This window comes from Streptomyces sp. NPDC005281 (assembly GCF_040607495.1).
In the GTDB taxonomy this organism is placed as follows: Bacteria; Actinomycetota; Actinomycetes; order Streptomycetales; family Streptomycetaceae; genus Streptomyces.
Genome location: NZ_JBEXGX010000019.1, coordinates 178,132 through 202,140, shown reverse-complemented (window position 1 = coordinate 202,140; position 24,009 = coordinate 178,132). Strand labels below are relative to the sequence as shown.

Sequence of the window (24,009 nt, the reverse complement as noted above, 5' to 3'; positions counted from 1 at the left end):
GATGACCGGGAAACCGTCATGTCCGGTTCGGCGGGAGGCCGCGCGGAACAGGACTCGCCCTCATGGTGAGCACCTCGCCGCGCGGCCGACCCAACCGCGTGGATCCACGGCTTGCGACGGCTACGGATCCGCTGGGAGATCCGCGACGACATCCACGAGGCGGTCGACCACCCGAACCGGTGAGCCCTCACCTCACATCGTGCCGCCCGGCCTCACGCCTGAGGGGTGAAGGCGCCGTACGGAACCGGGTACGGCCGGGCGACGAAAGGCAGGACGTCATGCCGCGCACAGCCAAGGCGGAGGCGGAGCTGAAGCTGGACGAGCCGGTGATCGAGGGCCGGTACGCCGAGATCGGCCCGTACACCGTCTCGTACGAGACCATGAAGGCGGACATGGACCCGGGCCCGCTCTTCCGGGGGCTGCCCGACGACCGGTGCCAGTGCCCGCACTGGGGCCAGGTGATCTCCGGAAGGATCATGTTCCGGTACGCCGACCACGACGAGGTCTTCCACGCCGGGGACGCCTACTACGGCGCTCCGGGGCATCTGCCCCTCCTCTTCGCCGGCAGCGAAGTCGTGGAGTTCAGCCCCACCACCGAGCTGGACCGCACCATGCGGGTCGTCGGCCGCAATCTCGCGGGGGGCGGCGTCATGAGCGCCCTCGACGCCCACCGGGCCAAGGAACTCGCGGATCTCTTCGTGGAGTTCCTGGAGACGAACAGCGCCCCCGCCGGGCTGTTCACGGACGACGTGTTCGTGGACCTCAGTCTGCCCCAGTGGCGGCTCCAGACGGCCGGCCGCGACAACCTCGTGGCGCTGCGCCGGGGCAGCCATCCCGCGCTCGGCACCGTTCAACGCCACCGTGCCGATGTCACGGAGACAGGGATCGTCATCGAGTTCGAGGAAAGCTGGGAGGACGCCGAGGGCATTTGGTACTGCCGTGAAATGCTCCGCGCCGAGGTGCGCGACGGCTCGATGAGCGAGGTGTCCGTCTACTGCACGGGCGACTGGTCCCCCGAGGTCCAGGACGCCCACCGCCGCGAGGTCACACTCATCCGGCAATAGGTGAGGGGACGGGGCGAGTTGGGTGGCACGGGGTGCCCGGGTGGCGCAGGGTGCCCCGGTGGCGCAGGGTGCAGGGTGGCGTGGGGTGCGCGGGTGGTTACGGCGACCGGAAGCGCGGACGCGGGCGCCTCGCGCGAAGTCGCCCGGGAGAACATCGAGTTGAGACCTTCACTCCGTTCTCCCGCCACTCGGCCCGGCACCTCCGGCACCACCGACAAGCACCCCTGCCGCCGGTCTCCTCAAGGCGCCCGCCGCCGCACACCCTGGCGCGCTGCCCCAGGCCGTGCCGGTGGGCGCGGAAAGTCATGCCGCGGTCTTCGCCGGTCTGCCGACCGGGACCATCGGGTACCCCGGCTCCGCCCATCAGGTCGTTCAGGCCCCCGCGCCCCGGCCGGGACGCAGCAGGACCGGCTGGGGTGTCGTCGCGGTGACCCTCGTGACGGGCGCGGTTCTCGCCGGAGGCATCACGGCGGCCGCGATCTGGCTGACCTCCGACCGGTCGGCGTCCCCGTCGGACACGGCTCGCGTCAAGGTCGACGCCGTTGCCCCCGGCACCTCCGCTCCGCCTTCGGTATCGGCCTCGGTCGCACCCACCGGCGCGGCCGCCGTCCCGTCCGTCTCCGGAGCGTCCCCGTCCGCGTCGGCCGACTCGCCGGAAGGCATCGTCAGGCAGGTGCAGGGCCTCCTGGACGAGAACGCCCCGCTGCTCTCGCGAGTGCGGAAGGCCATCGCAATGGCCAAGGACTGCTCGCAGGGCGCGGGTCCCGTCAGAGACGCGCGTGACGATCTGGAGGCGGTGGCCGAGGCACGCGAAGGCTTCGCCCGGAAGATCGGCCCGCTCATGCTTCAGGCGGACGGCGACCTTGCCGAGGCCTTGGACGCACTGTCCCGGGGCTGGACGGAATCAGCGGAGGCCTACCGGGCCTACTCCCCCTGGGCGTCGGACATCGTCGAGTTCGTGACCGACGACCCGGTCTATGGATGTGGGCACGACGGCGCGCCGGGCGCCGACTACGCGGTCGGAACCCACAACACCGAGGCAGCCAAAGCGAAGCAGCAGTTCGCGGAGCTGTGGAATCCCATCGCCCTCCGGTACGGCCTGACGAAGGTCGACTACACGCACATCTAGCGGCGGAGTCCCGCCCGGGAACACGGACCGGACCGCGCCGCGTCGCCCGCACCACACGTGGGCGATGCGGCGCGGCCCGTACTCCGCGACGCGGCGCGCCCGTCCTCCGCGGAAAGAACACCGCCATCCCGGTGACCATCTGGGTGCGCCTCCGGCTTGGGGCTCCCGGTACCGGCAAGGCTGGGTGCACGAGCCGGCACGGCCGCTCGGTCACGGCGGAAGGCGGCGGGGCGGAGCGGTGGGCAGGGGTTTCTGGCGGAGCCATCGGGAGGCGATCCGCTCTGTCCTGCGATCACTTCTGACCTCGGCGGTTCTCGTGACCGTCTACTACGTGCTCCCGCTCGACAAGCCCTTCACCCCGGCCACCCTCGTCGTCCTCGTCGGCGGCATCGCGGCGGTGGCCCTGCTCCTGGCCTGGCAGATCCGGGAGATCACCCGGGCCCCGCGGCCCGAACTGCGTGCCATGGAGGCACTGGCGACCAGCGCCCCGCTCTACATGCTCCTGTTCGCCACGGTCTACTACCTGATGGAACGCAGCGTGCCGGGCAGTTTCAGCGAGACGCTGACGCGCACCGACGCCCTGTATTTCACCGTGACGGTCTTCAGCACGGTCGGCTTCGGAGACATCACTCCGCGCACCGAAACGGGCCGCCTCCTGGTCACGGGGCAGATGGTGGTGAACGTACTGCTGATCGGGGTGGCGGCCAGGCTCCTGGTGTCGGCGGTCCAGCAGGGCAGGCACCAGCAGAGCGTTCCGGAGCCCGGCGCGGAGGGCGACGGGCTCCCGTACGAGGGATGACCGGGAGGTCCGGTCCGCGCCCTCGGCACAGTCCCTAGCCGTCGGCCTCGAGCTCCTGCTCGGCCACCGCGATCGCCATGCCGAACGCCGTGGCGATGTTGCCGGCCGCCGTCATGACACGGGCCGTGCCCACGATGGGGGCGATGGCCACCAGGACGTCCTGCACCTGAGCCATGGTCAGGTCGGCCTTGATGGCCGGGTCGATGTGGGCGAGGTAGGAGATGGGCGGCGCGTCCGAGGCCGCGAGCGCGGCGATGCGCGTGAGGAGAAGCTGGTCCGGGGGCAGTTCGCACCGCTCGACGGAGTCGACGGTCATGGCGGCGATGGTGTCGAGGACAGGGGTGTCGGATGCTGTGGTCATGGTGGCCGGCCTCCTGATGCGGTGACGGGTGCCGAGGGCCGAAGGGGTCGCTGTCCTCGGGCGCCGCTGTGCGTCAACCGTAGGTGCGATTCGGACAGGGCGCGCGCGGAGCCGCCTGGGCAGGGGGACGCCCGTCATGACCGGACCGGCGCCCGTCATCACCGTACCGGCACTCATGATCGGACCGACGCCGTCATGACCGGACCGGTGCTCATCACCACAGGACCGGCGTCCTTCATCCCCGGCCCGGCGCTCGTCCTGGCCCGGCGGATCTCCGGCCGGAGGGATCGCACCTCCGCTCGACCCAGGTGCTGTTCGACGCCGGGCCCCCGCCGGAGGCGGACCCGTCCGTCCATGGCCGCCGGCCGCGGGGGTACGTCCCGGCGGTGGCCGGAACTCGCCCCCGCGCCCGCGGTGAGCGGTCACGGTCAGGCGCCGACGTACGCCGCCAGGTGTTCCCCCGTGAGGGTGGAGCGTGCGGCGACGAGGTCGGCCGGGGTGCCCTCGAACACGAGCCGCCCGCCGTCGTGGCCGGCTCCGGGGCCGAGGTCGATGATCCAGTCGGCGTGTGCCATGACCGCCTGGTGGTGCTCGACGACGATGACCGACTTGCCCGAGTCGACGATCCGGTCGAGGAGTACGAGCAGCTGCTCGACGTCGGCCAGGTGCAGGCCCGTGGTCGGCTCGTCGAGGATGTACACGCCGCCCTTGTCGGCCATGTGCGTGGCGAGCTTGAGCCGCTGCCGCTCGCCGCCGGACAGCGTGGTGAGCGGCTGTCCGAGGGTGAGGTAGCCGAGCCCGACATCGGCGAGCCGCACCAGGATCCGTTGCGCGGCCGGTGTGTGCGCCTCACCGTCGCCGAAGAACTCCCCCGCCTCGTCCACCGACATCGCGAGGACCTCGCTGATGTCACGGCCGCCGAGGTGGTACTCGAGGACCGAGGCGTCGAACCGCTTGCCCTCGCAGTCCTCACAGGTGGTGGCGACACCGGCCATCATGGCGAGGTCCGTGTAGATGACGCCGGCGCCGTTGCAGGTGGGGCAGGCGCCCTCGGAGTTGGCGCTGAACAGCGCCGGCTTCACGTCGTTGGCCTTCGCGAAGGCCTTGCGGATCGGGTCGAGCAGACCGGTGTACGTCGCCGGATTGCTGCGCCGCGAACCGCGGATCGGAGCCTGGTCGACCGACACGACTCCCTCGTCGGCCGGGATGGACCCGTGCACCAGCGAGCTCTTGCCCGAGCCCGCGACACCCGTGACGACGACCAGCACCCCGAGCGGGATGTCGACGTCCACGTCACGCAGGTTGTTCGCCGACGCGCCGCGGATCTCCAGCGTGCCGGTGGGCTCGCGCGGTGTCTCCTTGACCTTGGCGCGGTCGTCGAAGTGACGGCCGGTGATGGTGTCGCCCTTGCGCAGTTCCTCGACCGTGCCCTCGAAGCAGACGGAGCCGCCGCCCGTACCGGCGCCCGGGCCGAGGTCGACGACGTGGTCGGCGATCACGATGGTCTCCGGCTTGTGCTCCACGACGAGCACCGTGTTGCCCTTGTCCCGCAGCCGCAGCAGGAGGTCGTTCATCCGCTGGATGTCATGGGGGTGCAGACCGGCCGTGGGCTCGTCGAAGACGTACGTGACGTCGGTGAGCGAGGAGCCGAGGTGGCGGATCATCTTCACGCGCTGTGCCTCGCCGCCTGACAGCGTGCCCGCCGGGCGGTCCAGGGCAAGGTAGCCGAGGCCGATCTCCACGAACGAGTCGAGCGTCTGCTGGAGCGCGGCGAGCAGCGGCGCGACGGAGGGCTCGTCGAGACCGCGGACCCATTCGGCCAGGTCGCTGATCTGCATCGCGCAGGCGTCGGCGATGCTGATCCGCTTGATCTTCGACGAACGGGCGCCCTCGCTGAGCCGGGTTCCGTCGCACTCGGGGCACGTGGCGAAGGTGACCGCCCGGTCCACGAACGCCCGGATGTGCGGCTGCATCGCCTCCTTGTCCTTGGAGAGCATCGACTTCTGGATCCGCGGGATCAGACCCTCGTAGGTCATGTTGATGCCCGCGATCTTCATGCGGGTCGGCTCGTGATGGAGGAAGTCGTGAAGCTCCCTCTTCGTGTATTTGCGGATCGGCTTGTCCGGGTCGACGAAGCCCGACTCCTTGTAGAGCCGCATGTTCCAGCCGTCCGAGCCGTACCCGGGGATGGTGATCGCGCCGTCGTTGAGCGACTTGGAGTCGTCGTAGAGCTGGGTGAGGTCGATGTCGGAGACTGCGCCCCGGCCCTCGCAGCGCACGCACATGCCGCCGGTGCGGTTGAAGGTCGCCTTCACCGCCTTCTTGGCACCGCGCTCCACGGTGATGGCGCCGCTCGCGCTGACCGAGGGGACGTTGAACGCGTACGCGCTGGGCGGGCCGATGTGCGGCTTGCCGAGCCTGCTGAAGAGGATGCGCAGCATCGCGTTGGCGTCGGTGGCGGTACCGACCGTGGAGCGGGGGTCGGCGCCCATCCGCTGCTGGTCGACGATGATCGCGGTGGTGAGTCCTTCGAGGACGTCGACCTCGGGCCGCGCGAGCGTGGGCATGAACCCCTGCACGAAGCTGCTGTAGGTCTCGTTGATCAGCCGCTGCGACTCGGCGGCGATCGTGTTGAACACCAGCGAGCTCTTGCCCGAGCCGGAGACTCCGGTGAACACCGTCAGCCGGCGCTTCGGGATCTCGATGCTGACGTCCTTGAGATTGTTCTCGCGCGCGCCGAGCACACGGATCAGATCGTGGCTGTCGGCACCATGCGGCGCGGACGGCCGCGGGTCCGTCCTCGTGGCCTTGCTCATCGTGTCTCCATCTGCCGGGCGGAGCCGCCTTCGCGGGCCCGCCGTCATCGCCTGCCCCGATCCAACCAGCTTCGCGCGCCGCGCCGGGTCCACCTTGCGCCACGCTAGTGCCGCGACAGGCAACGTTCGCCCCGTCGCGACTCCCGGCACGCTCCCCCGACCTCTTCGAGCAGGGGGGACCCCCACTCGCCGCACCGGCCGAAAGCCCAAGTACATCCAGTACGAGAGCTTCCGGCCGGCACACCGAGAGCACGCACCGGGCGCCGCTCCTTCACGGGCAAACGTTGCCTGCCGCGACACTAGGTGAGACAGGGCCGCCGGCGCTTCTCGAATCCTGACCGGTCCGGTCACCGGCCATCGGCCCTCCCGTCCGGTCACCGGCCTTCGGCCCTCCAGTCCGGCCATCTGCCCTCCCGTACGGCCGTCGGTCGACCGGTCCGGGGACGGGTCGCCTGGGGAAGTGTCGGATCCGGGGCGAGAATCGGAGAGTGACCATGCCTTCCGACGCGTCGCCCATGTCAGGCCGGACTCAATGCGGCAACCGCGCGCGCAGCCCGCTGCACTCCTTCCTGCGGACGGAGACGGGCAGCGCCGCCGTGCTGCTGGCCGCCACCGTGATGGCGCTGGCCTGGGCCAACATCGGGCCCGACTCGTACCAGACGGTGTGGAGCACCGACCTGTCGATCCGCATCGGGTCGGGCGGTGTGTCCATGAACTTGCGCGAGTGGGTGAACAGCGGGCTGATGACGCTGTTCTTCTTCGTCGTCGGTCTGGAGGCGAGGCGCGAGTTCGACCTGGGCGAGCTGCGGGACCGGCGCCGGGTCACCCTGCCGGTGCTGGCCGGACTCTGCGGCATGGTCGTCCCCGTCGTCGTCTACCTGGCCATCACCTCGGGCCATGGTCCGGCGGCGCACGGCTGGGGTGCCGCCATGTCGACGGACACCGCCTTCGCCCTCGGCATGCTCGCCGTCTTCGGCTCCCGCCTGCCCGGCAGCCTCCGGGTCTTCATGCTCACCATCGCCGTCGTGGACGACTTCCTGGCCCTGGCCGTCGTCGTCTTCGCCTACAGCGACACCATCGCGCTGCCCGCGCTGCTCACAGCGCTCGCTCTCTTCGTGGTCGTCATGCTGCTGCGGCGCACAATCGGCGCACGCGTTCCGTCCCTGTACGGCGTGCTGGGCGTGGCCATCTGGGTGGCGCTCCTGAAGTCGGGCATCGACCCCGTGGTGACGGGTCTCGCGATGGGCATGCTGACCTACGCGTACGCGGCCGAGCGCAGCGATCTGGAGCACGCCAGCCGGCTGTTCCGGCGTTTTCGCGAGCAGCCGACGCCGGAGCTGGCGCGTACGGTGCGACGCGGTCTCGCCTCGACGCTCTCCCCGAACGAACGCCTCCAGCTGATGTTCCATCCCTGGACCAGTTACGTGATCGTGCCGCTGTTCGCCCTGGCCAACGCCGGCATCACCCTGAGCTCCGGTCAGCTGGCGGACGCCTTCACCTCGCCGGTCACCCTCGGCATCCTCTTCGGCTACCTGCTCGGCAAGCCCATCGGCATCATCGGCGGGACCTGGCTCACCACGCGCGCCGGCCGGGGACGGCTGCACCCGCCCGTGGGCTGGGGAGCCATCACGGCGGGGGGCACGCTGGCGGGGGTGGGCTTCACCGTGGCCCTGCTGATCGCCTCGCTGGCCTTCGACGGCGCCCGGCTGGAGCAGGCGAAGATCGGCATTCTGGGCGCGGTCGCGGGCTCGTTCCTCCTCACCTGGGTCGTCACCCTGGTGATCGGTGCGCTCACCGGGCGCTCCCGTGCCCGGGCGCTCCTCGGGACCGGCCAGACGATCGTCGATCTGAGCGAACCCGTCGACGTGGAGCGCGATCATGTGCGCGGGCCGCTCGAGGCACCGGTGACCCTCGTCGAGTACGGGGACTTCGAGTGTCCCTACTGCGGTCTGGCCGAGTCCGTGGTGCGCGAACTGCTCTCCGACTTCGGTGACGTCCGCTACGTATGGCGCCATCTGCCGCTCACCGATGTGCATCCCAACGCCCAGCTCGCCGCGCAGGCCGCCGAGGCCGCGGACCGCCAGAACCGCTACTGGGAGATGCACGACCTGCTCATGGGACACCAGGGCGACCTGGGGCCGAAGGACCTGTTCCGGTACGCCGCCCGGCTCGGCCTCGACAGCGGCCGCTTCCGTGAGGACCTGCGGGGCGGCGCGGGCGCGGCCCGGATCGCCATGGACGTCGAGTCGGCCGACCTCAGCAGCGTATCGGGAACTCCGACGTTCTTCGTCAACGGCCGCCGTCACCACGGCGCCTACGACATCGCCTCCCTGACGGCGGCCGTACGCGCCGCCCGGCAGCGGACGACGCTCACGGGGGCGGGCCAGGAGAGCTGAGCTCAGCTCGCCCGGGCTCGCAGGCGGCGCAGCATGCGGGCGTCCTCGAAGCCCACCGCGCGGGCGGCGGAGTCGACGGTGACTCCGTGGCTGATGAGGTGCTCGGCGCGCTCCAGCCGCAGGGCCTGCTGGTAGCGCAGTGGTGTGAGACCGCCGGTCGCGCGGGCGAACAGGCGGGTGAGGGTGCGCTCGCTCACGCCGACGGCGGCGGCCAGTTCCGGCAGGGGCACCGGGTGGTCGAAGCGGGCGTCGAGCAGGTCCTGGGCGCGGTGCACGGTGTCGTCCAGGTGGGACCGGTGCCGGAGCATCGCGCTGGCCTGGGGTTCGTGCCCGTTGCGCCGTGCGTAGACCACCATGTCCCGGGCCACCTGCGCGGCCACCGCCGGACCGTGCCGGGTGGCGATCAGATGCAGGGCGAGGTCGATCCCGCTGGCGATGCCCGCCGAGGTGACCACCCGGTCGTCCTCCGTGTACAGGACGTCGCGGATCACGGAGGCCCGTGGGTGGCGGCGGGCGAGTTCGTCCTGGACGTCGTGGTGGGTGGTGCAGCGACGGCCGTCGAGCAGCCCGGCCCGGCCGAGGGCGTCGGCGCCCGCGCAGACACTGGCGACGGTGCCGCCCCGCGCGTGATGCTCCCGGAGTACCCGCAGACTCGCCTCGCCGATTCGGGGTCCGTCGCCGAGGGTGAGCGCGCGCCAGCCGGGCACGACGATCAGGTCCTCGGGGCCGAGGTCGGGCCAGTCGAGCCGGGTCACCAGTGGCAGCCCCTGGGCGGTGACGATCTGCGGCTGCTCGGCGACGTAGCCGAGGGTGTAGCGGTGCCCGAAGTCGGTGGCCGTGGAGAAGACCTGCGCGGGTCCTGCCAGGTCCAGCAGATGGACTCCGGGCACCAGGAAGAAGACGATGTGGCTCACGATCCGGTCATCATGCCCGAGAAGCGGCCGAGGTCTCCAGTTCTTCGACCGTGGCGATGGTGGCGAAGCGCCCGGCCAGGGCGTACTCGGTGCGCTTGATGACGTCCTCGGCACTCAGGGTGCGGGGGTCGGCCAGCAGTTCCGCCACGCTCTGGCCCTCGGGGGCGTCCCGGTGCGGGATGGGGTTGGTCGCGGTGGCGTCGGAGACGAAGGTGACCCGGTAGCCGAGGTCACTCGCGAGGCGGGTGGTGGTCTCGACGCACTGCTCGGTCCGGATCCCGCAGACGGTGACCTCGCGGACACCGCGCTCGGTGAGGAGTTGCTGGAGGTTGGTGGTCGTGAAGGCGTTGTGCGAGGTCTTGTGGATCAGCGGCTCACCCTCCTGGCGCGTGAGCTCGTCCATCAGCCGGACATGGCCGAGGGCGGGGTCGAAGACGCCGTCGCTGCCGGGCTCCGAGTGCAGGACCCACACCACCGTGTCGCCGGCCAGGCGGGCGAGGCCGACGAGCCGGTCCACCTGGTGGGTGATCTTCGGGTTGGAGATGGTCTCCCACAGAGGGTGGGCGCGGAAGGATTCCTGGACGTCGATGACGATCAGTGCTCGGGTCATGTCTCCACTCTGACCGGTGCGGGTGTCCTCGGGACAGACCTCATCGGGTCCCGGTGCGGACCGATCCGGTCACGGCGAGGGCGGGTCCGGGAGCCGACCCGGCGACGGCTGCGCGATCCCGGCCTCGGGGGCCGCGGCAACTGACGGCCGCACCGGCTGTCACACCGGCGGTGTGCTGTCCCGCCGACAGGACATGGCCGGCCGTGAGGGTGCCGCACACCTCATCCCGTTCGGGTGCCGAACCATGGACACATGAACATGAGGGGTGCCCAATACATGTACATGGGGACGGACATGAACGCACGAGAACATGAGACATGGACACCGGAGGAGATGGGGCACAGGCGTCGGACATGGGACATGGAGCCGTAGGGCATGGGTGCCGCGCCACGCCGACACCACACCCGGCATGGGCGCCGCGCCGCACCCGCGCCCGCACCCGGCACGCGTCCCGCGCCACACCCGTACGGCGCCCGGCATGCGTCCCGCACCGCACCCGGCGTGGTTCCTGGCCGCCCGGAGCCGGGCGGCCAGGAACCGTGTAAGGGCGATCACCCGCGTGACGTTCGCTCGGCGGCCTCCGCGGCCTCCGCGACGCGCTTGATGAGCGCCAGGCGCCGGTCCCAGTCGGCGGCGAGCGCGGACATCCACCGGGCGGTGGCGTTCAGCGCGGCCGGCCGCACCGCGTACCGCACCTCACGCCCCACTCGGCTCCCGGTGACGAGCCCGGCGGCGTCCAGCACGGCGAGATGCTTGACCACCGCCTGCCGCGACACGGGCAGTTCCCCGGCCAGATTCGTGGCCGTGACCTCTCCCCCGGCCGCCAGCAGATCGAGCAGTTGACGCCTCGTCGGGTCGGCCAGCGCGGCAAGGACGCTGTCGACCTCCCCGGCCTCGCCTCGGTCCTCGGTCACACCGACGGCTGGACCGCGCGCTTCTTGAACGCGTCCAGGACCTGGGGCCAGCCGTTGCTGTTGTCCTCGTGGGCCTTGTTCCGCAGCTCCGCCGGCCCGGTCAGCGCCGCGAAGCCGCTCTCGACGACCCGCAGCCGCGTGCTCGCGCCCTCCGGGATCAGGGTGAACTCGACCAGCGTGCTGTTGCCGTCGCTCAGCGCGTCTCCGGGGAACGCGCTGGTCCAGCGATAGGCGACGTACGTGGGCGGCTCCACCTTCTCCACCCGCACCGGGAACTCGCCGTACTCGGGGTGCTTCACCACGGTCGACTCGCCTTCCTTGCCCTGCGTGGTCGGCAGGCTCTCCTCGTCGGCGACCCAGAACCCGGGCACGGCCACGAGCGGCCAGACCTTCTCCAGCGGCGCTTCGATCAGGGTTTCGCGTTCGATCCGGTCCTCGGTCATGAGGTGCTCCTTCACAGCGACCAATGATGCAACTCCAGGGTTGCACGTCGAGGTCCTAATCGCAACCCTCGGGTTGCACATCCAGGATTGCGGGAGCGGCGGCGCACAGCTGGACGCCACAGAGACCCTCGCGCTGACCCGGACCGCCTCGGACTCCGGCGAAAAGGGAGAAGGCGAAGGGGAGACAGGGGAGCCGATGGGATCCGACCGGGACACCCCCACCCTCAAGGAACACATCCAGCCATAGGCGGCCATGGTGGTCGCAGACATGAAACCTGTCCGCCCAACTCCCGCGAGTTAATTGATTGTTGGGGTCCAGGCACTATGCAAGAAGGGTCGCCGTGCCGATCATCTTTGTCATGAACCTGCTGCCCGATGGGCGGGTCGCAGCCTCATGGAGGTGTTGGGATGCACCGAAGACTCGCCACCGGCTTCGCCGCCTCGGCCATGGCCCTGGTCGCCATCACGGCGACCGCCACAGCCGCTAGCGCCGCCCCCGCCGACAAGCCCCAAGTCCTGTCCAGCTGGACGCAGACCAGCGCGTCGAGCTACAGCACCTGGGTCGCCGCCCGCGCCAACCAGTCGGCCTGGTCAGCGTATGCGTTCGACTGGTCCACCGACTACTGCTCCGACTCGCCGGACAACCCGTTCGGCTTCCCCTTCGCGACCTCGTGCGCCCGCCACGACTTCGGCTATCGCAACTACAAGGCCGCCGGCACCTTCGATGCCAACAAGTCCCGTCTCGACAGCATGCTTTACGCGGACCTGGAGCGAGTCTGCGCCAACTACAGCGGCGCGACGAAGACCACTTGCGACAGCACCGCCTGGACCTACTACCAGGCCGTCAAGGCCTTCGGCTGACGCTCGGCCCCCGCATGGCAAACCCCCTGCACGGCGCGAGCCGTTGAGCACATGTGTCTGCTCGCGCCCTGATGTGATTTGAGTCAACTCCCTTTCACCTGAACTCTAATGACGACGTGTCGGTCCACCCGGTCCGTCACGACGGCCGATGCGGGGCCAAGGCTTCACGCAACCCGTGCCACCCGTCGCACAACACGCTCCACCTGTCGCACAGCCCACGCCACCCGCCCCGTCGCCCCCAGCCATGCCCTCGTTCCCGCGTTGTCCACCGGACCGCTCGGGACGGATCACGGCTGCGGGCGCGGGCCGGGTGGCGCGGGCCGTCCCACACCGCGAGCGATGCGGCCCACGACGGTTCGGGCCGGGCGGGGAGGTGGGGGCACAAGCCGGCATCGAGACGGAGCACGGTGGCATGCCACTCGCGGTGCACGATCGAGCTGCCCTGCCCCGGCCGCCGTACCCGAGATACGGGCCCACCGCCCAGGGCGGATCGTCCGTGAGGCGGTTTCGACCGGGCGGACCCAGAATGAGTGGGACGGTCTCGTGACCCGGCCGTCGAGCCGTCTCGGGGCAGCCGGATCGTGACCGTTGGCCTTGCGGTCGCCGCCCCTCGAGGCTCGGGACTTGCGAGCGCGCGGGTGGTCGAACGATGAAGACGGACGAGCCGGCAGCCACGGCCGACGAGAGCAGAGCATCACGGGGGGCGAGTCACGCCCCCGGCCCGCCCACGGACACTGGTCCCACAGCGGCCCCGGCGGCCCCCGAGGCCGTCCGTCACGACGAGACGGTCGCCCTCCTTCGCCTGACCGCGAGACTGAAGGCCGCGTACCCCTCGGTCGACCCGTCCGTCGTGGACCAGGTGGTCGCCACGGCCCGCGGTTCCTTCCAGCAGGCGAAGGTCAGGACGTACGTCCCGATCCTGGTCGAGCGCCGGGTCCGGGCGCTGCTCTCCGGCCGCGACGGGGAAGGTGCCACCCGGGCGGCCCTCGGCGACGCGGGCACCGGTGAGCCGACGTCCGCGGGGACGACGGAGCGGGATGCCGGGCACCGGCGGCGCTCTCCCTTGCTGGGCCGGTGGATACCCGCACGGCTCCGGCCGGCGCCCGCGTCCGACCTGGGCGGTGCCGGTGAGGGTCCATGACCGCGCGGTGCTCACCGTGACAGGAGAAGAGGCGGGTCGTCATGACTGATGCCAGGGCCGAACGCGTCGCGCGGCTCATCGAGCCGCTGCGGGTCGAGCCCGGGTCACGGGTGAACCTGGGCAAGGACTTCGACCCTCGGTACAAGGGGGGTCTGAAGAAGAAGCAGGGGGTGGAGCTGCTGCGCACGGGCGTGTCGCTGCTCGCCGAGTACCAGGAACGGCTGGCGGCGCAGGACACGTACGGCGTACTGCTGTGTCTTCAGGCGCTCGACGCCGGGGGCAAGGACGGCACGATCCGGCACGTCATGAGCGGGGTGAACCCGCAGGGCGTCAAGGTCAGCAGCTTCAAGCAGCCCTCCGCCGAGGAACTCGACCACGACTACTTGTGGCGGTACGCGGCCCGGCTGCCCGCACGCGGCGACATCGCGATCTTCAACCGTTCGCACTACGAGGAGGTGCTCGTCGTCCGGGTCCATCCGGAGGTCCTCGACCGGCAGCGGCTGCCGGCGGACGTGCGCGGGCCGGACATCTGGGAACGCCGTTACCGGGCCGTCAACGACTGGGAGCGCTATCTGACGGACAACGGGTTCAAGGTCGTGAAGATCTTCCTGAACCTGTCCAAGGAGGAACAGCGCACCCGGTTCATGAAGCGGCTCGACCTGCCGGAGCGGAACTGGAAGTTCTCCGGCGCCGATGTCCGGGAGCGCCGGCGGTGGGACGAGTACCAGCACGCGTTCTCCGAGATGCTCTCGCACACCAGCACGCCATGGGCGCCCTGGTACGTCGTCCCGGCGGACCGGAAGTGGTTCGCGCGCATCTCCACGGCGGCGATCCTGGCCCACACCCTGATGGACATCGATCCCGCCTACCCCGTGGTCGGCAAGGAGGCGCGCAAGGAGCTCCGGGCCGCGAGGCGGGAACTGGAGGCCGACGCTCCGAAGGGTGCGCCGGCCGATCCGTACGCGGCCGGTCATCCGGTTTCCGGAGCGGGCGAGGGACAGCGAGCCAGCGGCCGGAAGGCGAAGGGGCGGCCGGACTCCGGCACGTCGTCGCGGACCGGGAAACGCAAGCGGAAGTAGGTCCCTCAGGCCGCCCGGGACACGGACGGCGGACCGGATCCTGATCGGAGAGCAGAGATGGCGATGCAGTCGAGCGGCCCCAAGGCTCCGGAGCGTGCTGCTCCGGAGCTCTGGTACGCGCGTGATCCGCAGGACGTCGCGTCGGCCTTCGGCGTCGACCCCGCGTCCGGACTCACCGCGGCCCGGGTCGCCGAACTGCTGGCCGAGAACGGGCCGAACGCGCTGCCGGAGGAGAAGACCAAGCCCGCCTGGCGGAGGTTCGCCGAGCAGTACCGCAGTTACATGCAGATCGTCCTCGTGGTGGCGGCGGTCGTCTCGCTCGCGATCGCCGAGTGGAGCACGGCGATCCTGCTCTTCCTGCTGACGCTGCTGAACGCGGTCGTGGGGCTGCGGCAGGAGGGAAAGGCGGAGAGCGCGATGAACGCGCTCCGGTCCATGCTCACGGCGACGGCCCGGGTGAGGCGTGACGGGAACGAGTCGGAGATCCCGGCGGAGCAGGTGGTCGTGGGCGATGTCCTGCACATCTCCGCCGGGGACCAGGTTCCGGCGGACGGACGGATCGTCGAGGCCCACGCGCTCCAGATCGACGAGTCGGCGCTCACCGGTGAGAGCGTCCCCGCGTCGAAGGACGCCACGACCCTGCCGAAGGTCCTGCTGGGGCCGGGGGACCAGTCGAACATGGCGTTCATGCACACCCCGGTCACCCACGGCAGCGGTGTCGTGGTCGTCACCGGGACGGGGCAGGGCACCGAGCTCGGGAAGATCTCGGAGATGCTGTCGGCGACCGAGAAGGAGGAGGCGCCGCTCACCCAGGAGCTGGACACGCTGACCATGTGGATCACGGCCGCCGCGGGCCTGACCATGATCGTGATGTTCGCGCTCGGGTTCAGCCGCGGCCAGGCGTGGGACGCGCTGTTCGTCAGCGCGGTCTCGCTGGCCATCGCCGCCATTCCCGAGGCCCTGCCCACGGTGACCCAGGCGATCCTGTCCGTCGGCAGTCTCAATCTGGCGAAGCGCAACGCGATCGTGAAGGAGTTGCCGTCCGTCGAGACCCTGGCGTTCACGTCGGCGATCAACTCGGACAAGACCGGCACCCTGACCATGAACCAGATGACGGCGGTGGAGGTGGTGACACCCGCCGACCGCTACACCGTCTCGGGCACGGGCTACGGCCTCGCCGGGAGGATCCGGCACGCGGCGGGCTCGTCCGCGAGCATCGATGACGCGATCCTTCCGTACCTCGTCGCCAACGACGGCAAGCTGGTGGACGGCGAGGTGGTCGGCGATCCCACCGAGGGCGCGTTCCTGGTGCTGGCCCACAAGGCCGGGCTGGACATCGAGGCCACTCGCGAGCGGCTCCCTCGGCTCGCCACCCTGCCCTTCGACCCGACCTACAAGCTGATGGCCACCTTCAACTCCACCGTGGACGCCGCCGGGCGGCCTGTGGTGCGCTGCTTCGTCAAGGGCGCGGCTCCGGCGGTGCAGGCCCGCGCGACGACCGCCCTGTCGGGCGACGCGACCGTACCGTGGGACGCGGATCTCAGCCGGCGTGCCGACGAACAGGGCGAGCGCATGGGCGGGGAGGGACGCCGGGTGATGGCGGCGGCCACCCGGGACCTGGACCCGGCCGACTTCGATCCCGGCGGCGACCTGCTCGGTTACGTCACCGGACTGCGGATGACGAGTCTGGTCGGGATGGTCGACCCGCCCCGCGAGGAGTCCAAGGCCGCCGTGGCCAGTGCCCAGGCGGCGCACATCCGGGTCCGCATGGTGACCGGGGACGATGTCACCACGGGTGCCGCGATCGCCCGGCAGCTGGGGATCGAGGGCGAGGCCGTCCTCGGTGCCGACTTCGCCGCGCTCCCGGAGAGCGAGCGGCTGGCCCGTATCGACGGCATCGGTGTGGTGGGGCGGGTGGCGCCCGAGCACAAGGTGCTGCTCGCGGACACGCTCAAGAAGAAGGGCGCCGTCGTCGCGATGACCGGTGACGGTGTCAACGACGCCCCCGCCATCAAGGCCGCGGACATCGGTATCGCCATGGGCAGCGGTACGGACGTGGCGAAGAACGCGGCGCGGATGATCCTGTCCGACGACAACTTCACGACGATCGTCTACGCCGTGGAACAGGGCCGCAAGCTCTACGACAACCTCACCAAATACATCAGGTTCGTACTGCTGTTGCTGGTCACGTTCGTCCTGACCTTCCTCGGGGCGACCATCTTCAACATCGCCGCCGGTGAGCCCTTCACCCCGCCGCAGGTGCTGTGGATCCACTTCGTGGTCAACGCCTCGTTCGGCTTCGCGCTCGGCTTCGACCAGGAGAGCGCGGGACTGATGCGGCGCAGGCCGCGTCCCCGGGGAGAGTCGGTGCTGACCCGGCCCGTGATGGTGACCGTCGGCCTCAGCGGGCTGGCGATCACGCTGATCCTGCTCGGACTGATCAAGCTGGGCGAATCCCGCTACGACAGCGTGGACATCGGCAGTTCGACCGCGTTCACCGCGTTCGCGCTCTGCCTGATCGTGGCCGCGTTCGAGTGCCGCAGCGAAACCGACTCGGTGCTGACGACGAGCACGTTCGACAGCAAGCAGATGAACTGGACGGCACTGGCGCAGTTCGTGCTCGCGGTGGCGGTGACGCAGCTGGACGGGTTCCGCCGCATCCTGGGCACCACCGAGATCGACGCGCGGCAGTTCGGCTGGGCCCTGCTGTCCGCCGTCGCGTTCCTGCTCGTGTGGGAGGTGGGTAAGCTCCTGGCCCGCAGGGCGCGGCGCACCGACTGACGGCGCGGGCCCTGTCCACGGCCCGCCGGCGCGATCCGAAGGACTGGCCCGTGTCGAAGCACCACGGCACCCCGAGCGGAGGGTGGCGTCCCCCTGTGCCGGCACTGCCCGGGCTCACGGTGCTCAGGGGCTACCGGAGGAGCTGGCTGCGCGGCGACCTGCTGGCCGGGGTGACGGTGGCCGCCTATCTGGTGCCGCAGGTCATGGCGTACGCCAGTGTCGCCGGACTGCCGCCCGTCGTGGGTCTGTGGGCGATCCTCCCGGCCATCGTGCTCTACGCGCTCCTGGGTTCCTCCCGGCTTCTGTCGGTGGGGCCCGAGTCGACGACGGCGCTGATGACCGCGACGGTCGTGGGGCCGCTCGCGGGCGGCGATCCGGAGCGGTACGCGGTGCTGGCCTCGGCGCTCGCCGTCGCCGTGGGGCTGATGTGTCTGGTGGCGTGGGCGGCGCGGCTGGGCTTCGTGGCCGATCTGCTCTCCCGGCCCGTGCTGATCGGGTATCTGGCGGGCGTGGCGCTGATCATGATGGTGGATCAGCTGACGAAGCTCACCGGTGTGCCGACGGACGGTTCGGGGTTCTTCCCGAAACTGGCCTCCTTCCTCGGGAACCTGGGCGAGATCCATCCCGCCACCGTGCTCCTCAGCGCTGCGACGCTGGTCGTCCTGTACCTGGCCACGCGTTTTCACTGGCGGGTCCCTGGGCCGCTCCTGGTCCTGGTCACCGGTACGGCCGTGGTCGCGGCCTTCGGCCTCCAGGACCACGGCATCGCGGTGATCGGGAAGATCCCGGCCGGGCTGCCCCGCCCCGACTTCCCCCCGCTCGACACCCTGCCCCAGCTGCTGCTGCCCGGTGTCGGTGTGCTGCTCGTGGGCTACACCGACTTCATCCTGACCGCGCGCGCCTTCACCACCGACGACGGCGGTACGACGATGGACGCGAACCAGGAGCTGCTGGCCCTGGGCGCCGCGAACCTCGGCGCGGGCACCCTTCAGGGGTTCCCGGTGAGCAGCAGTGCCAGCCGTACGGCACTCGGGCAGTCCACGGGCGCGCACACCCAGGCGTACGGGCTCACGGCCGGGCTTTCCGTGCTGGCCGTCCTGCTCTTCCTCAGTCCCCTGCTCACCGACACGCCCTCGGCCGTCCTCGGCGCGCTGGTCGTCTACGCGGCGATCCGGATGATCGACCTGGCCGGCTTCCGGCGGCTGGCGTCCTTCCGGCTCAGGGAACTCCTGCTGGCCCTCGGCTGTCTCATCGGCGTCCTCGCCCTGGACATCCTCTACGGGGTGCTGGTGGCCGTCGGTCTGTCGGTCGCCGAGCTGCTGAGCAGGGTGGCGCGCCCGCACGACGCGGTCCAGGGGCTGGTGCCGGGCCTCGCGGGCATGCACGACGTCGACGACTTCCCGGACGCCCGGGTGATCCCCGGGCTGCTGGTCTACCGCTACGACTCCCCGCTGTTCTTCGCCAACGCGGAGGACTTCCGGCGCAGCGCCCTCGACGCCGTGGCCGAACAGGAGGTCCCGGTCAGGTGGTTCGTCCTCAACGCGGAGGCCAATGTGGAGGTGGACATCACCGCCCTGGACTCACTGGACGAGCTGCGTCATCAACTCCGGGGACGGGGAGTCGAGTTCGCGATGGCCCGGGTCAAGCAGGATCTGCGGGACGATCTGGACGCCTACGGGCTGAGCGAGTCCGTCGGCGAGGACCGGATCTTCCCCACCCTGCCCACGGCGGTCGCCGCGTACCGCTCCTGGTGCCGCGACCACGGCGTCGATCCGGGCGACGAGGGCGGTGGCGGTGGCGGTGGCGGTGGCGGTGGCGGAACCGAACGGCCGGAGGCCGGCCTCGGCTGAGCGGTGCCCCGTCCGGTGCGGTCCCGGAGGCCGGGGAACCCTCACCGAATCTCCTGCTCGGCCCAGATGATCTTTCCCTCCGCCGTGTAGCGGGCGCCCCAGCGATGGGCGAGCTGGGCCACCAGGAACAGGCCCCGGCCGCCCTCGTCCGTGCTCCGGGCGTGTCTGAGCCGCGGGGCGGTGCTGCTGGCGTCGGAGACCTCGCAGGTCAGCCGGGTGTCGCACAGCAGTCTCAGCCGGACGGGCGGTACGGCGTAGCGGATCGCGTTGGTGACGAGTTCGCTCACGATGAGTTCGGTGGTCATGGTCAGTTCCCCGAGCCCCCAGGCCTCGACGGCGCTCGTGGCGCGGGCCCGCAGATCGGAGACGGCGGCCGGGTCCACCGGCACCTCCCAGGAGACGACATGCTCGTCTCCCAGGGTGTGGGTGCGGGCCAGGAGCAGGGCGATGTCGTCGGGCTGGGGAACGGGGACGAGCTGCCGTACCGCGGTCGAACACAGCGCTTCGAGGTCGGGGTCGGGCCGGGCGAGCAGCTCCCCCAGCTGTGTCATGCCGAGCTCCATGTCGTAGTGCGCTCCCGCCACGAGGCCGTCGGTATACAGGCCGATGAGGCTGTTCTCGGCGAGCTCGATCTCCAGGCTCTCGAAGGCCATGCCGCCGAGGCCGAGCGGAGGGCCTGCGGGCAGCTCGGGAAAGGAGAAACTCCCGTCCGGGGCGACGACCACGGCGGGCGGGTGTCCGGCCCGGGCCATCGTGCAGAGTCTGGTGATGGGATCGTAGACGGCGTAGAGGCAGGTCGCGCCGAGGAAGGACGCGCTGGTGTCCCGGTCGGCCTCCTGTTCCGGGGTGCTCCCATCGGCCCGCTGTTCCTGGGTGCGCTCCGCGCTGAGCCGCAGCACGAGGTCGTCGAGGTGCGCCAGCAGTTCGTCGGGGGGCAGTTCCATGTCGGCGAGGGTCTGCACCGCGGTGCGCAGCCGGCCCATGGTGGCCGCCGCGGTGATGCCGTGGCCGACCACGTCGCCGACGACCAGGCCCACCCGGGCCCCGGACAGCGGGATGACGTCGAACCAGTCGCCGCCGACCCCGCCGCTCGGGTCCGCGGGCAGGTACGAGGAGGCCACCTCCAGCGCTGTCCCGCCCGACAGGGCCTGGGGCAGCAGACTGCGCTGAAGGGTGACGGCCGCCGTGTGTTCGCGGGTGTAGCGGCGGGCGTTGTCGACGCACAGGGCCGCGCGTGCCACCACCTCGCGTGCCAGCAGGACGTCGTCGGGCTGGAAGGAGACCGGGTTGAGCGAGCGGAGGAAGGTGGTGAGTCCCAGGGCGGTGTTGCGTGCGCGCATGGGCACGGAGATGAGGGAGTGGAGCCCGTACCGGCGGATGCTGGCCGCTCTCTCGGGCTCCTCGGCGATCCACAGGTCGTCGTCCGGGTCGAGTACCGGGATGAGGCACGGCTCGCCGTTGGTGAGCAGGTGCACGTCGTGGGGCGGCGGGAGGAAATCCGCCCGGTCGCCGATCCGGGCCACGGCCTCCGGGCAGCCGTCCCGCACGGAGCTCATGCCGGCCCGCCGCATCATGGGCTTGGCGGGCGCGGGTCCCGCGTCCGACAGCCAGGCGCCGTGCCCTTCGGTGCTGAGGACGGACTCCAGGAGGTCGACGATGACGAAGTCCGCGAACCGCGGGACGGCGAAATCGGCGATCTCCTGTGCCGTGCGCATGACGTCCAGGGTTCCGCCGATGGTGGTCCCGGCCTCGTTGACCAGGGACAGGAGCTGCCGGGCGTTCCAGCGCTCGGTGACGTCCAGGACCATGTAGCACACGCCGGTGTAGGAGCCGTCGACGCCGAGCAGCGGGAAGAAGGAGGACGAATAGGCGTGCCGGCGGTGGGGGTCGGCCCAGCTCCAGCCCAGGTACTCGTAGTCGATCATCGGCTCGCCGGTCGCCAGGACCTTGCGCATCAGTCCCTCGATGGTCTCCGCCTGGAGCCCCGGCAGCAGTTCGCTCAGTCGGCGTCCGAGCCGCTGGTCGCGGGGTACACCACCGAGGTGTTCCAGGGTGTCGTTCATCCAGACGTAGCGCAGTTGCAGGTCGAGGACCGCCATGCCCACCGGCGAGCGGGTCACGAACCCGTCGAGGAAGGACGGGCCCACCGTCCACTGCCGTCTGCGGTCCCGCGCCGAGATCAGGAAGCACTCGCTCGCGCCCATGCCGAAGGACGCGGAGACGCGCAGGTCCACCTCGATGCGCCGGCCGTCGCGGTGCCGCAGGGGGACGAGACCGGTCCAGCCCATTCCGCCGCGGCAGCGCTCCGCGACCGCCGCCACCCGCGAGGGGTCCCTGGGCAGCGCGAGCAGCTGGGCGGCCGAGGTGCCGACCGCCTCGGCGGCCGGGTGGCCGAGGAGCGCTTCGGCACCCCTGGTCCAGCCCATCACCACCCCGTCGGCCGACACCACGGCCGCCGCGTCGGTGGACGCGTCGAGGGGCTCGCCCGGTCCTTCGGACACGGGCGCGCCGGAACCTTCCTGCGCAGAAACCATGAAGCCCTCATCCTCTACAGGACCATGTTCCTGCTTGTCCGCCCGATGTGCAGACCCGGCGGACGATCACCGGCCCCGGACGCCACCGGCGCAGCACCCCCTGGGCCTGAACATGCCAATCGAAGCCCCTGGAGTGCGCAAGCCCGCGGGCAGGGCGCAGCATGGAAGGGCCGGGGTCGGCACGCGGATGCCCGGCGGCGGCCACGGAGCCCGGCACACGATGCCGGCCGGTGGAGGAGGGCCAGGGATGACAGCCGAGTCCAGGCAGTTCGAGAGCGCGGGCAGCCACGAACCCGAAGCGTCCCGGCCCACCGGCCTGCTGGATGTCCTGCGTGTGGGCGCGCTGGTCCTCGACGCTGACGGGCGCATCGTGTTCTGGACCCCGCAGGCAGAGGAGCTCATCGGGTACACGGCGGAAGAGGCGCTCGGCAAGTACGCGGCCCGCCTGATCATCCACCCCGAGAACATGCAGTCCGTCACGGAACTGTTCGCCGATGTGCTGGAGACGGGACGCAGTTGGGCGGGCGCGTTCCCCGTCCGGCACAAGGACGGCAGCACCCGTCTCATGGAGTTCCGCAACATGCGGCTCCTGGACGACCTCGGGGACGTCTACGCCCTGGGCATCGCGGCCGACCACACGTTGCTCCAGCGCGTCGAGACCGATCTGGCCCTGTGCAGGCAGCTGATCAACCAGTCCCCCATCGGACTCGCCCTGATGGATCCGGACCTGTGCTATCTCATGGTCAACCCGGCACTGGAACGGATCGACGGCATCCCCGCCGAGGACCATGTCGGCCGTCATCTGCGGGAGACCCTGCCGTTCCCCGATGTGGACACCGTCGAGTCGGCACTGCGCCAGGTGCTCACCACCGGCACACCGCTGCTCGACCAGTACCACGTGGGCCGCCCGCCCGCCGATCCCGACCACGAACACGCCTGGTCACTGTCCTTCTACCGGCTGGAGGACCCGGGCGGACGTGTCCTGGGCGCGGCCGCCTCGGTCGTCGACGTCACCGAACGCCACCGGGCCGCGGCCGAGGCCGACCGCGCACGGCGTCGCCTCGCGCTCGTCGCCAGCGCCTCCACCCGCGTCGGCACCACCCTGGAGGTGGAGCAGACCGCCCGGGAACTGGCCGACATCGCCGCCCCCGAACTGGCCGACGTGGTCGCCGTGGACGTCCTCGACTCCGTCCTGGCCTGCCGCCGCAAGCGCCGGCCGGACAACGGCCCGGAGTTCTTCCGCGCCCTCGCCCTCAAGGCCTCGCACCCCACCGTGGCACTGCGCGCCGCCGACCCTCCCGGTGACCTGGCGACGTACGACGGCGACCGTCTGGTGACCCTGTGCGTCCACACCGGCAGGCCGGTACTGGTGCGGCACGTCGGCGAGCAGGATCTGCCGCGCATCGCCCGCGACGCCGAGGGAACGGCTCTCCTGGCGCAGGCAGGCGTCCACTCGTATCTCGCGGTGCCACTGATCGCGCACGGTGAGGTGCTCGGCGCCCTCGACCTCAAGCGCACCCGCAATCCGCTCCCCTTCGACGACGACGACGTCGTGCTCGCCGGTGAGCTGGCCACCCGGGCCGCCGTGGCCATCGACAACGCCCGCTGGTTCCAGAGTGTGCGCAACACCGCCGTCACGCTCCAGCGCAGCCTGCTGCCCGATCATCCCCCGCATCTGACCGGTCTCGAGGTCGCCTCCCGCTATCAGCCGGCCCAGGCCACCAGCGAGGTCGGCGGCGACTGGTACGACGTGATACCGCTGGCCGGCGACCGGACCGCGCTCGTGGTGGGCGACGTCATGGGCAACGGCATCGACGCGGCGGCCACCATGGGCCGGCTGCGCACCGCCACCTGCGCCTACGCCGACCTCGACCTCGACCCCGGCGAGGTCCTGCACCACCTCGACAAGATCACGTGCGATCTGGAGCACTACATCGTGACGTGCCTGTACGCCGTGTACGACCCCCACAGCAGGCAGTGCCGCGTCGCCAACGCCGGACACATGCCACCGGCCCTGGTCCGCTCCGGTGGCGCCCCCCAGTTGCTCGACCTGCCCTCGGGTGCCCCCCTCGGCGTCGGTGGCATCCCCTTCGAGACGACCACCGTCGAGCTCGACGCCGGTGATCTGCTCGTCCTCTACACGGACGGTCTCGTCGAGACCCGGCTGCATCCCATCGACGAACGCCTGAACGTCCTTCTCTCCTTCCTCGACGAAGCGGACAGGCCGCTCGAGGAGATCTGCGACCTTCTCCTCTACGGCCTGCGCAACTCCGACGACCACGACGACGTCGCCCTGCTCGTCGCCCGCGCGAATTAG

Annotated in this window: 17 protein-coding genes; 10 read left to right on the top strand and 7 right to left on the bottom strand. The window is 70.8% G+C overall.

The genetic code is table 11. From position 1 onward, the window contains the following. The first annotated feature begins 278 nt into the window (after positions 1-278). The 3 genes from ABZV42_RS26220 (at position 279) to ABZV42_RS26210 (ending at position 2,992) form a co-directional block, all read left to right on the top strand. Positions 279-1,064 carry a hypothetical protein gene (locus ABZV42_RS26220; RefSeq protein ID WP_355988133.1) on the top strand — a complete coding sequence of 262 codons (786 nt, stop codon included), beginning with the start codon at positions 279-281 and terminating at the stop codon, positions 1,062-1,064. 289 nt (positions 1,065-1,353) lie between these two features. Then, a complete protein-coding gene (locus tag ABZV42_RS26215; protein WP_356053787.1) occupies positions 1,354-2,193 on the top strand; it encodes a hypothetical protein in 840 nt (279 codons plus the stop codon). A gap of 316 nt (positions 2,194-2,509) precedes the next feature. Continuing rightward, the gene (locus tag ABZV42_RS26210; protein ID WP_355988129.1) at positions 2,510-2,992 is read left to right on the top strand and encodes a potassium channel family protein; all 483 of its coding nucleotides are present in this window, start codon (positions 2,510-2,512) and stop codon (positions 2,990-2,992) included. Between the two features lie 34 nt (positions 2,993-3,026). Here the strand turns inward: ABZV42_RS26210 and ABZV42_RS26205 are convergent, their stop codons facing one another. Together ABZV42_RS26205 and ABZV42_RS26200 are read right to left on the bottom strand one after the other, a co-directional pair. Further along, positions 3,027-3,353 carry a carboxymuconolactone decarboxylase gene (locus tag ABZV42_RS26205; protein WP_355988127.1) on the bottom strand — a complete coding sequence of 109 codons (327 nt, stop codon included), beginning with the start codon at positions 3,351-3,353 and terminating at the stop codon, positions 3,027-3,029. 428 nt (positions 3,354-3,781) lie between these two features. After that, positions 3,782-6,169, bottom strand: a complete 2,388-nt coding sequence (locus tag ABZV42_RS26200) for an excinuclease ABC subunit UvrA (RefSeq protein ID WP_356053785.1) — start codon at positions 6,167-6,169, stop codon at positions 3,782-3,784. A gap of 494 nt (positions 6,170-6,663) precedes the next feature. Here ABZV42_RS26200 and nhaA point away from each other — a divergent pair, with 494 nt between their 5' ends. Further along, positions 6,664-8,565, top strand: coding sequence for a Na+/H+ antiporter NhaA (gene nhaA, locus ABZV42_RS26195; protein ID WP_356053797.1), 1,902 nt, complete (start codon positions 6,664-6,666; stop codon positions 8,563-8,565). Positions 8,566-8,567: 2 nt separating this feature from the next. Here the strand turns inward: nhaA and ABZV42_RS26190 are convergent, their stop codons facing one another. The 4 genes from ABZV42_RS26190 to ABZV42_RS26175 form a co-directional block, all read right to left on the bottom strand. Then, complete coding sequence (locus ABZV42_RS26190; protein WP_356053783.1) at positions 8,568-9,479, bottom strand: DJ-1/PfpI family protein; 912 nt, start codon at positions 9,477-9,479, stop codon at positions 8,568-8,570. Positions 9,480-9,489: 10 nt separating this feature from the next. Further along, the gene (locus ABZV42_RS26185) at positions 9,490-10,089 is read right to left on the bottom strand and encodes an isochorismatase family protein (protein WP_355988111.1); all 600 of its coding nucleotides are present in this window, start codon (positions 10,087-10,089) and stop codon (positions 9,490-9,492) included. Between the two features lie 551 nt (positions 10,090-10,640). After that, positions 10,641-11,003: a metalloregulator ArsR/SmtB family transcription factor gene (locus ABZV42_RS26180; RefSeq protein ID WP_356053781.1), complete on the bottom strand. Its 363-nt coding sequence runs from the start codon at positions 11,001-11,003 to the stop codon at positions 10,641-10,643. Next, positions 11,000-11,446 (bottom strand): SRPBCC domain-containing protein, encoded by a 447-nt coding sequence (locus ABZV42_RS26175; RefSeq protein ID WP_356053779.1) that lies wholly within the window; start codon positions 11,444-11,446, stop codon positions 11,000-11,002. The genes ABZV42_RS26180 and ABZV42_RS26175 overlap by 4 nt, the downstream gene beginning before the upstream one ends. Before the next feature lie 408 nt (positions 11,447-11,854). On the opposite strand from ABZV42_RS26175, the gene ABZV42_RS26170 reads away from it, so the two are divergent. The 5 genes from ABZV42_RS26170 to sulP all read left to right on the top strand — a co-directional run bounded on the left by ABZV42_RS26170 (position 11,855) and on the right by sulP (position 19,158). Next, a complete protein-coding gene (locus ABZV42_RS26170) occupies positions 11,855-12,307 on the top strand; it encodes a phospholipase (protein WP_355988105.1) in 453 nt (150 codons plus the stop codon). A 649-nt stretch (positions 12,308-12,956) separates the two neighbouring features. Next, positions 12,957-13,448 (top strand): three-helix bundle dimerization domain-containing protein, encoded by a 492-nt coding sequence (locus tag ABZV42_RS26165; RefSeq protein WP_356053777.1) that lies wholly within the window; start codon positions 12,957-12,959, stop codon positions 13,446-13,448. A 41-nt stretch (positions 13,449-13,489) separates the two neighbouring features. Further along, positions 13,490-14,527, top strand: a complete 1,038-nt coding sequence (locus ABZV42_RS26160; protein ID WP_356053775.1) for a polyphosphate kinase 2 family protein — start codon at positions 13,490-13,492, stop codon at positions 14,525-14,527. Between the two features lie 57 nt (positions 14,528-14,584). Further along, positions 14,585-17,308 (top strand): HAD-IC family P-type ATPase, encoded by a 2,724-nt coding sequence (locus ABZV42_RS26155; RefSeq protein ID WP_356053773.1) that lies wholly within the window; start codon positions 14,585-14,587, stop codon positions 17,306-17,308. A 50-nt stretch (positions 17,309-17,358) separates the two neighbouring features. Then, complete coding sequence (gene sulP / locus ABZV42_RS26150) at positions 17,359-19,158, top strand: sulfate permease (RefSeq protein WP_356053771.1); 1,800 nt, start codon at positions 17,359-17,361, stop codon at positions 19,156-19,158. 41 nt (positions 19,159-19,199) lie between these two features. Here sulP and ABZV42_RS26145 read toward each other — a convergent pair whose 3' ends face one another. After that, positions 19,200-21,692, bottom strand: a complete 2,493-nt coding sequence (locus ABZV42_RS26145; RefSeq protein ID WP_355988095.1) for a SpoIIE family protein phosphatase — start codon at positions 21,690-21,692, stop codon at positions 19,200-19,202. Between the two features lie 247 nt (positions 21,693-21,939). Here ABZV42_RS26145 and ABZV42_RS26140 point away from each other — a divergent pair, with 247 nt between their 5' ends. Next, positions 21,940-24,009 carry a SpoIIE family protein phosphatase gene (locus ABZV42_RS26140; RefSeq protein ID WP_355988093.1) on the top strand — a complete coding sequence of 690 codons (2,070 nt, stop codon included), beginning with the start codon at positions 21,940-21,942 and terminating at the stop codon, positions 24,007-24,009.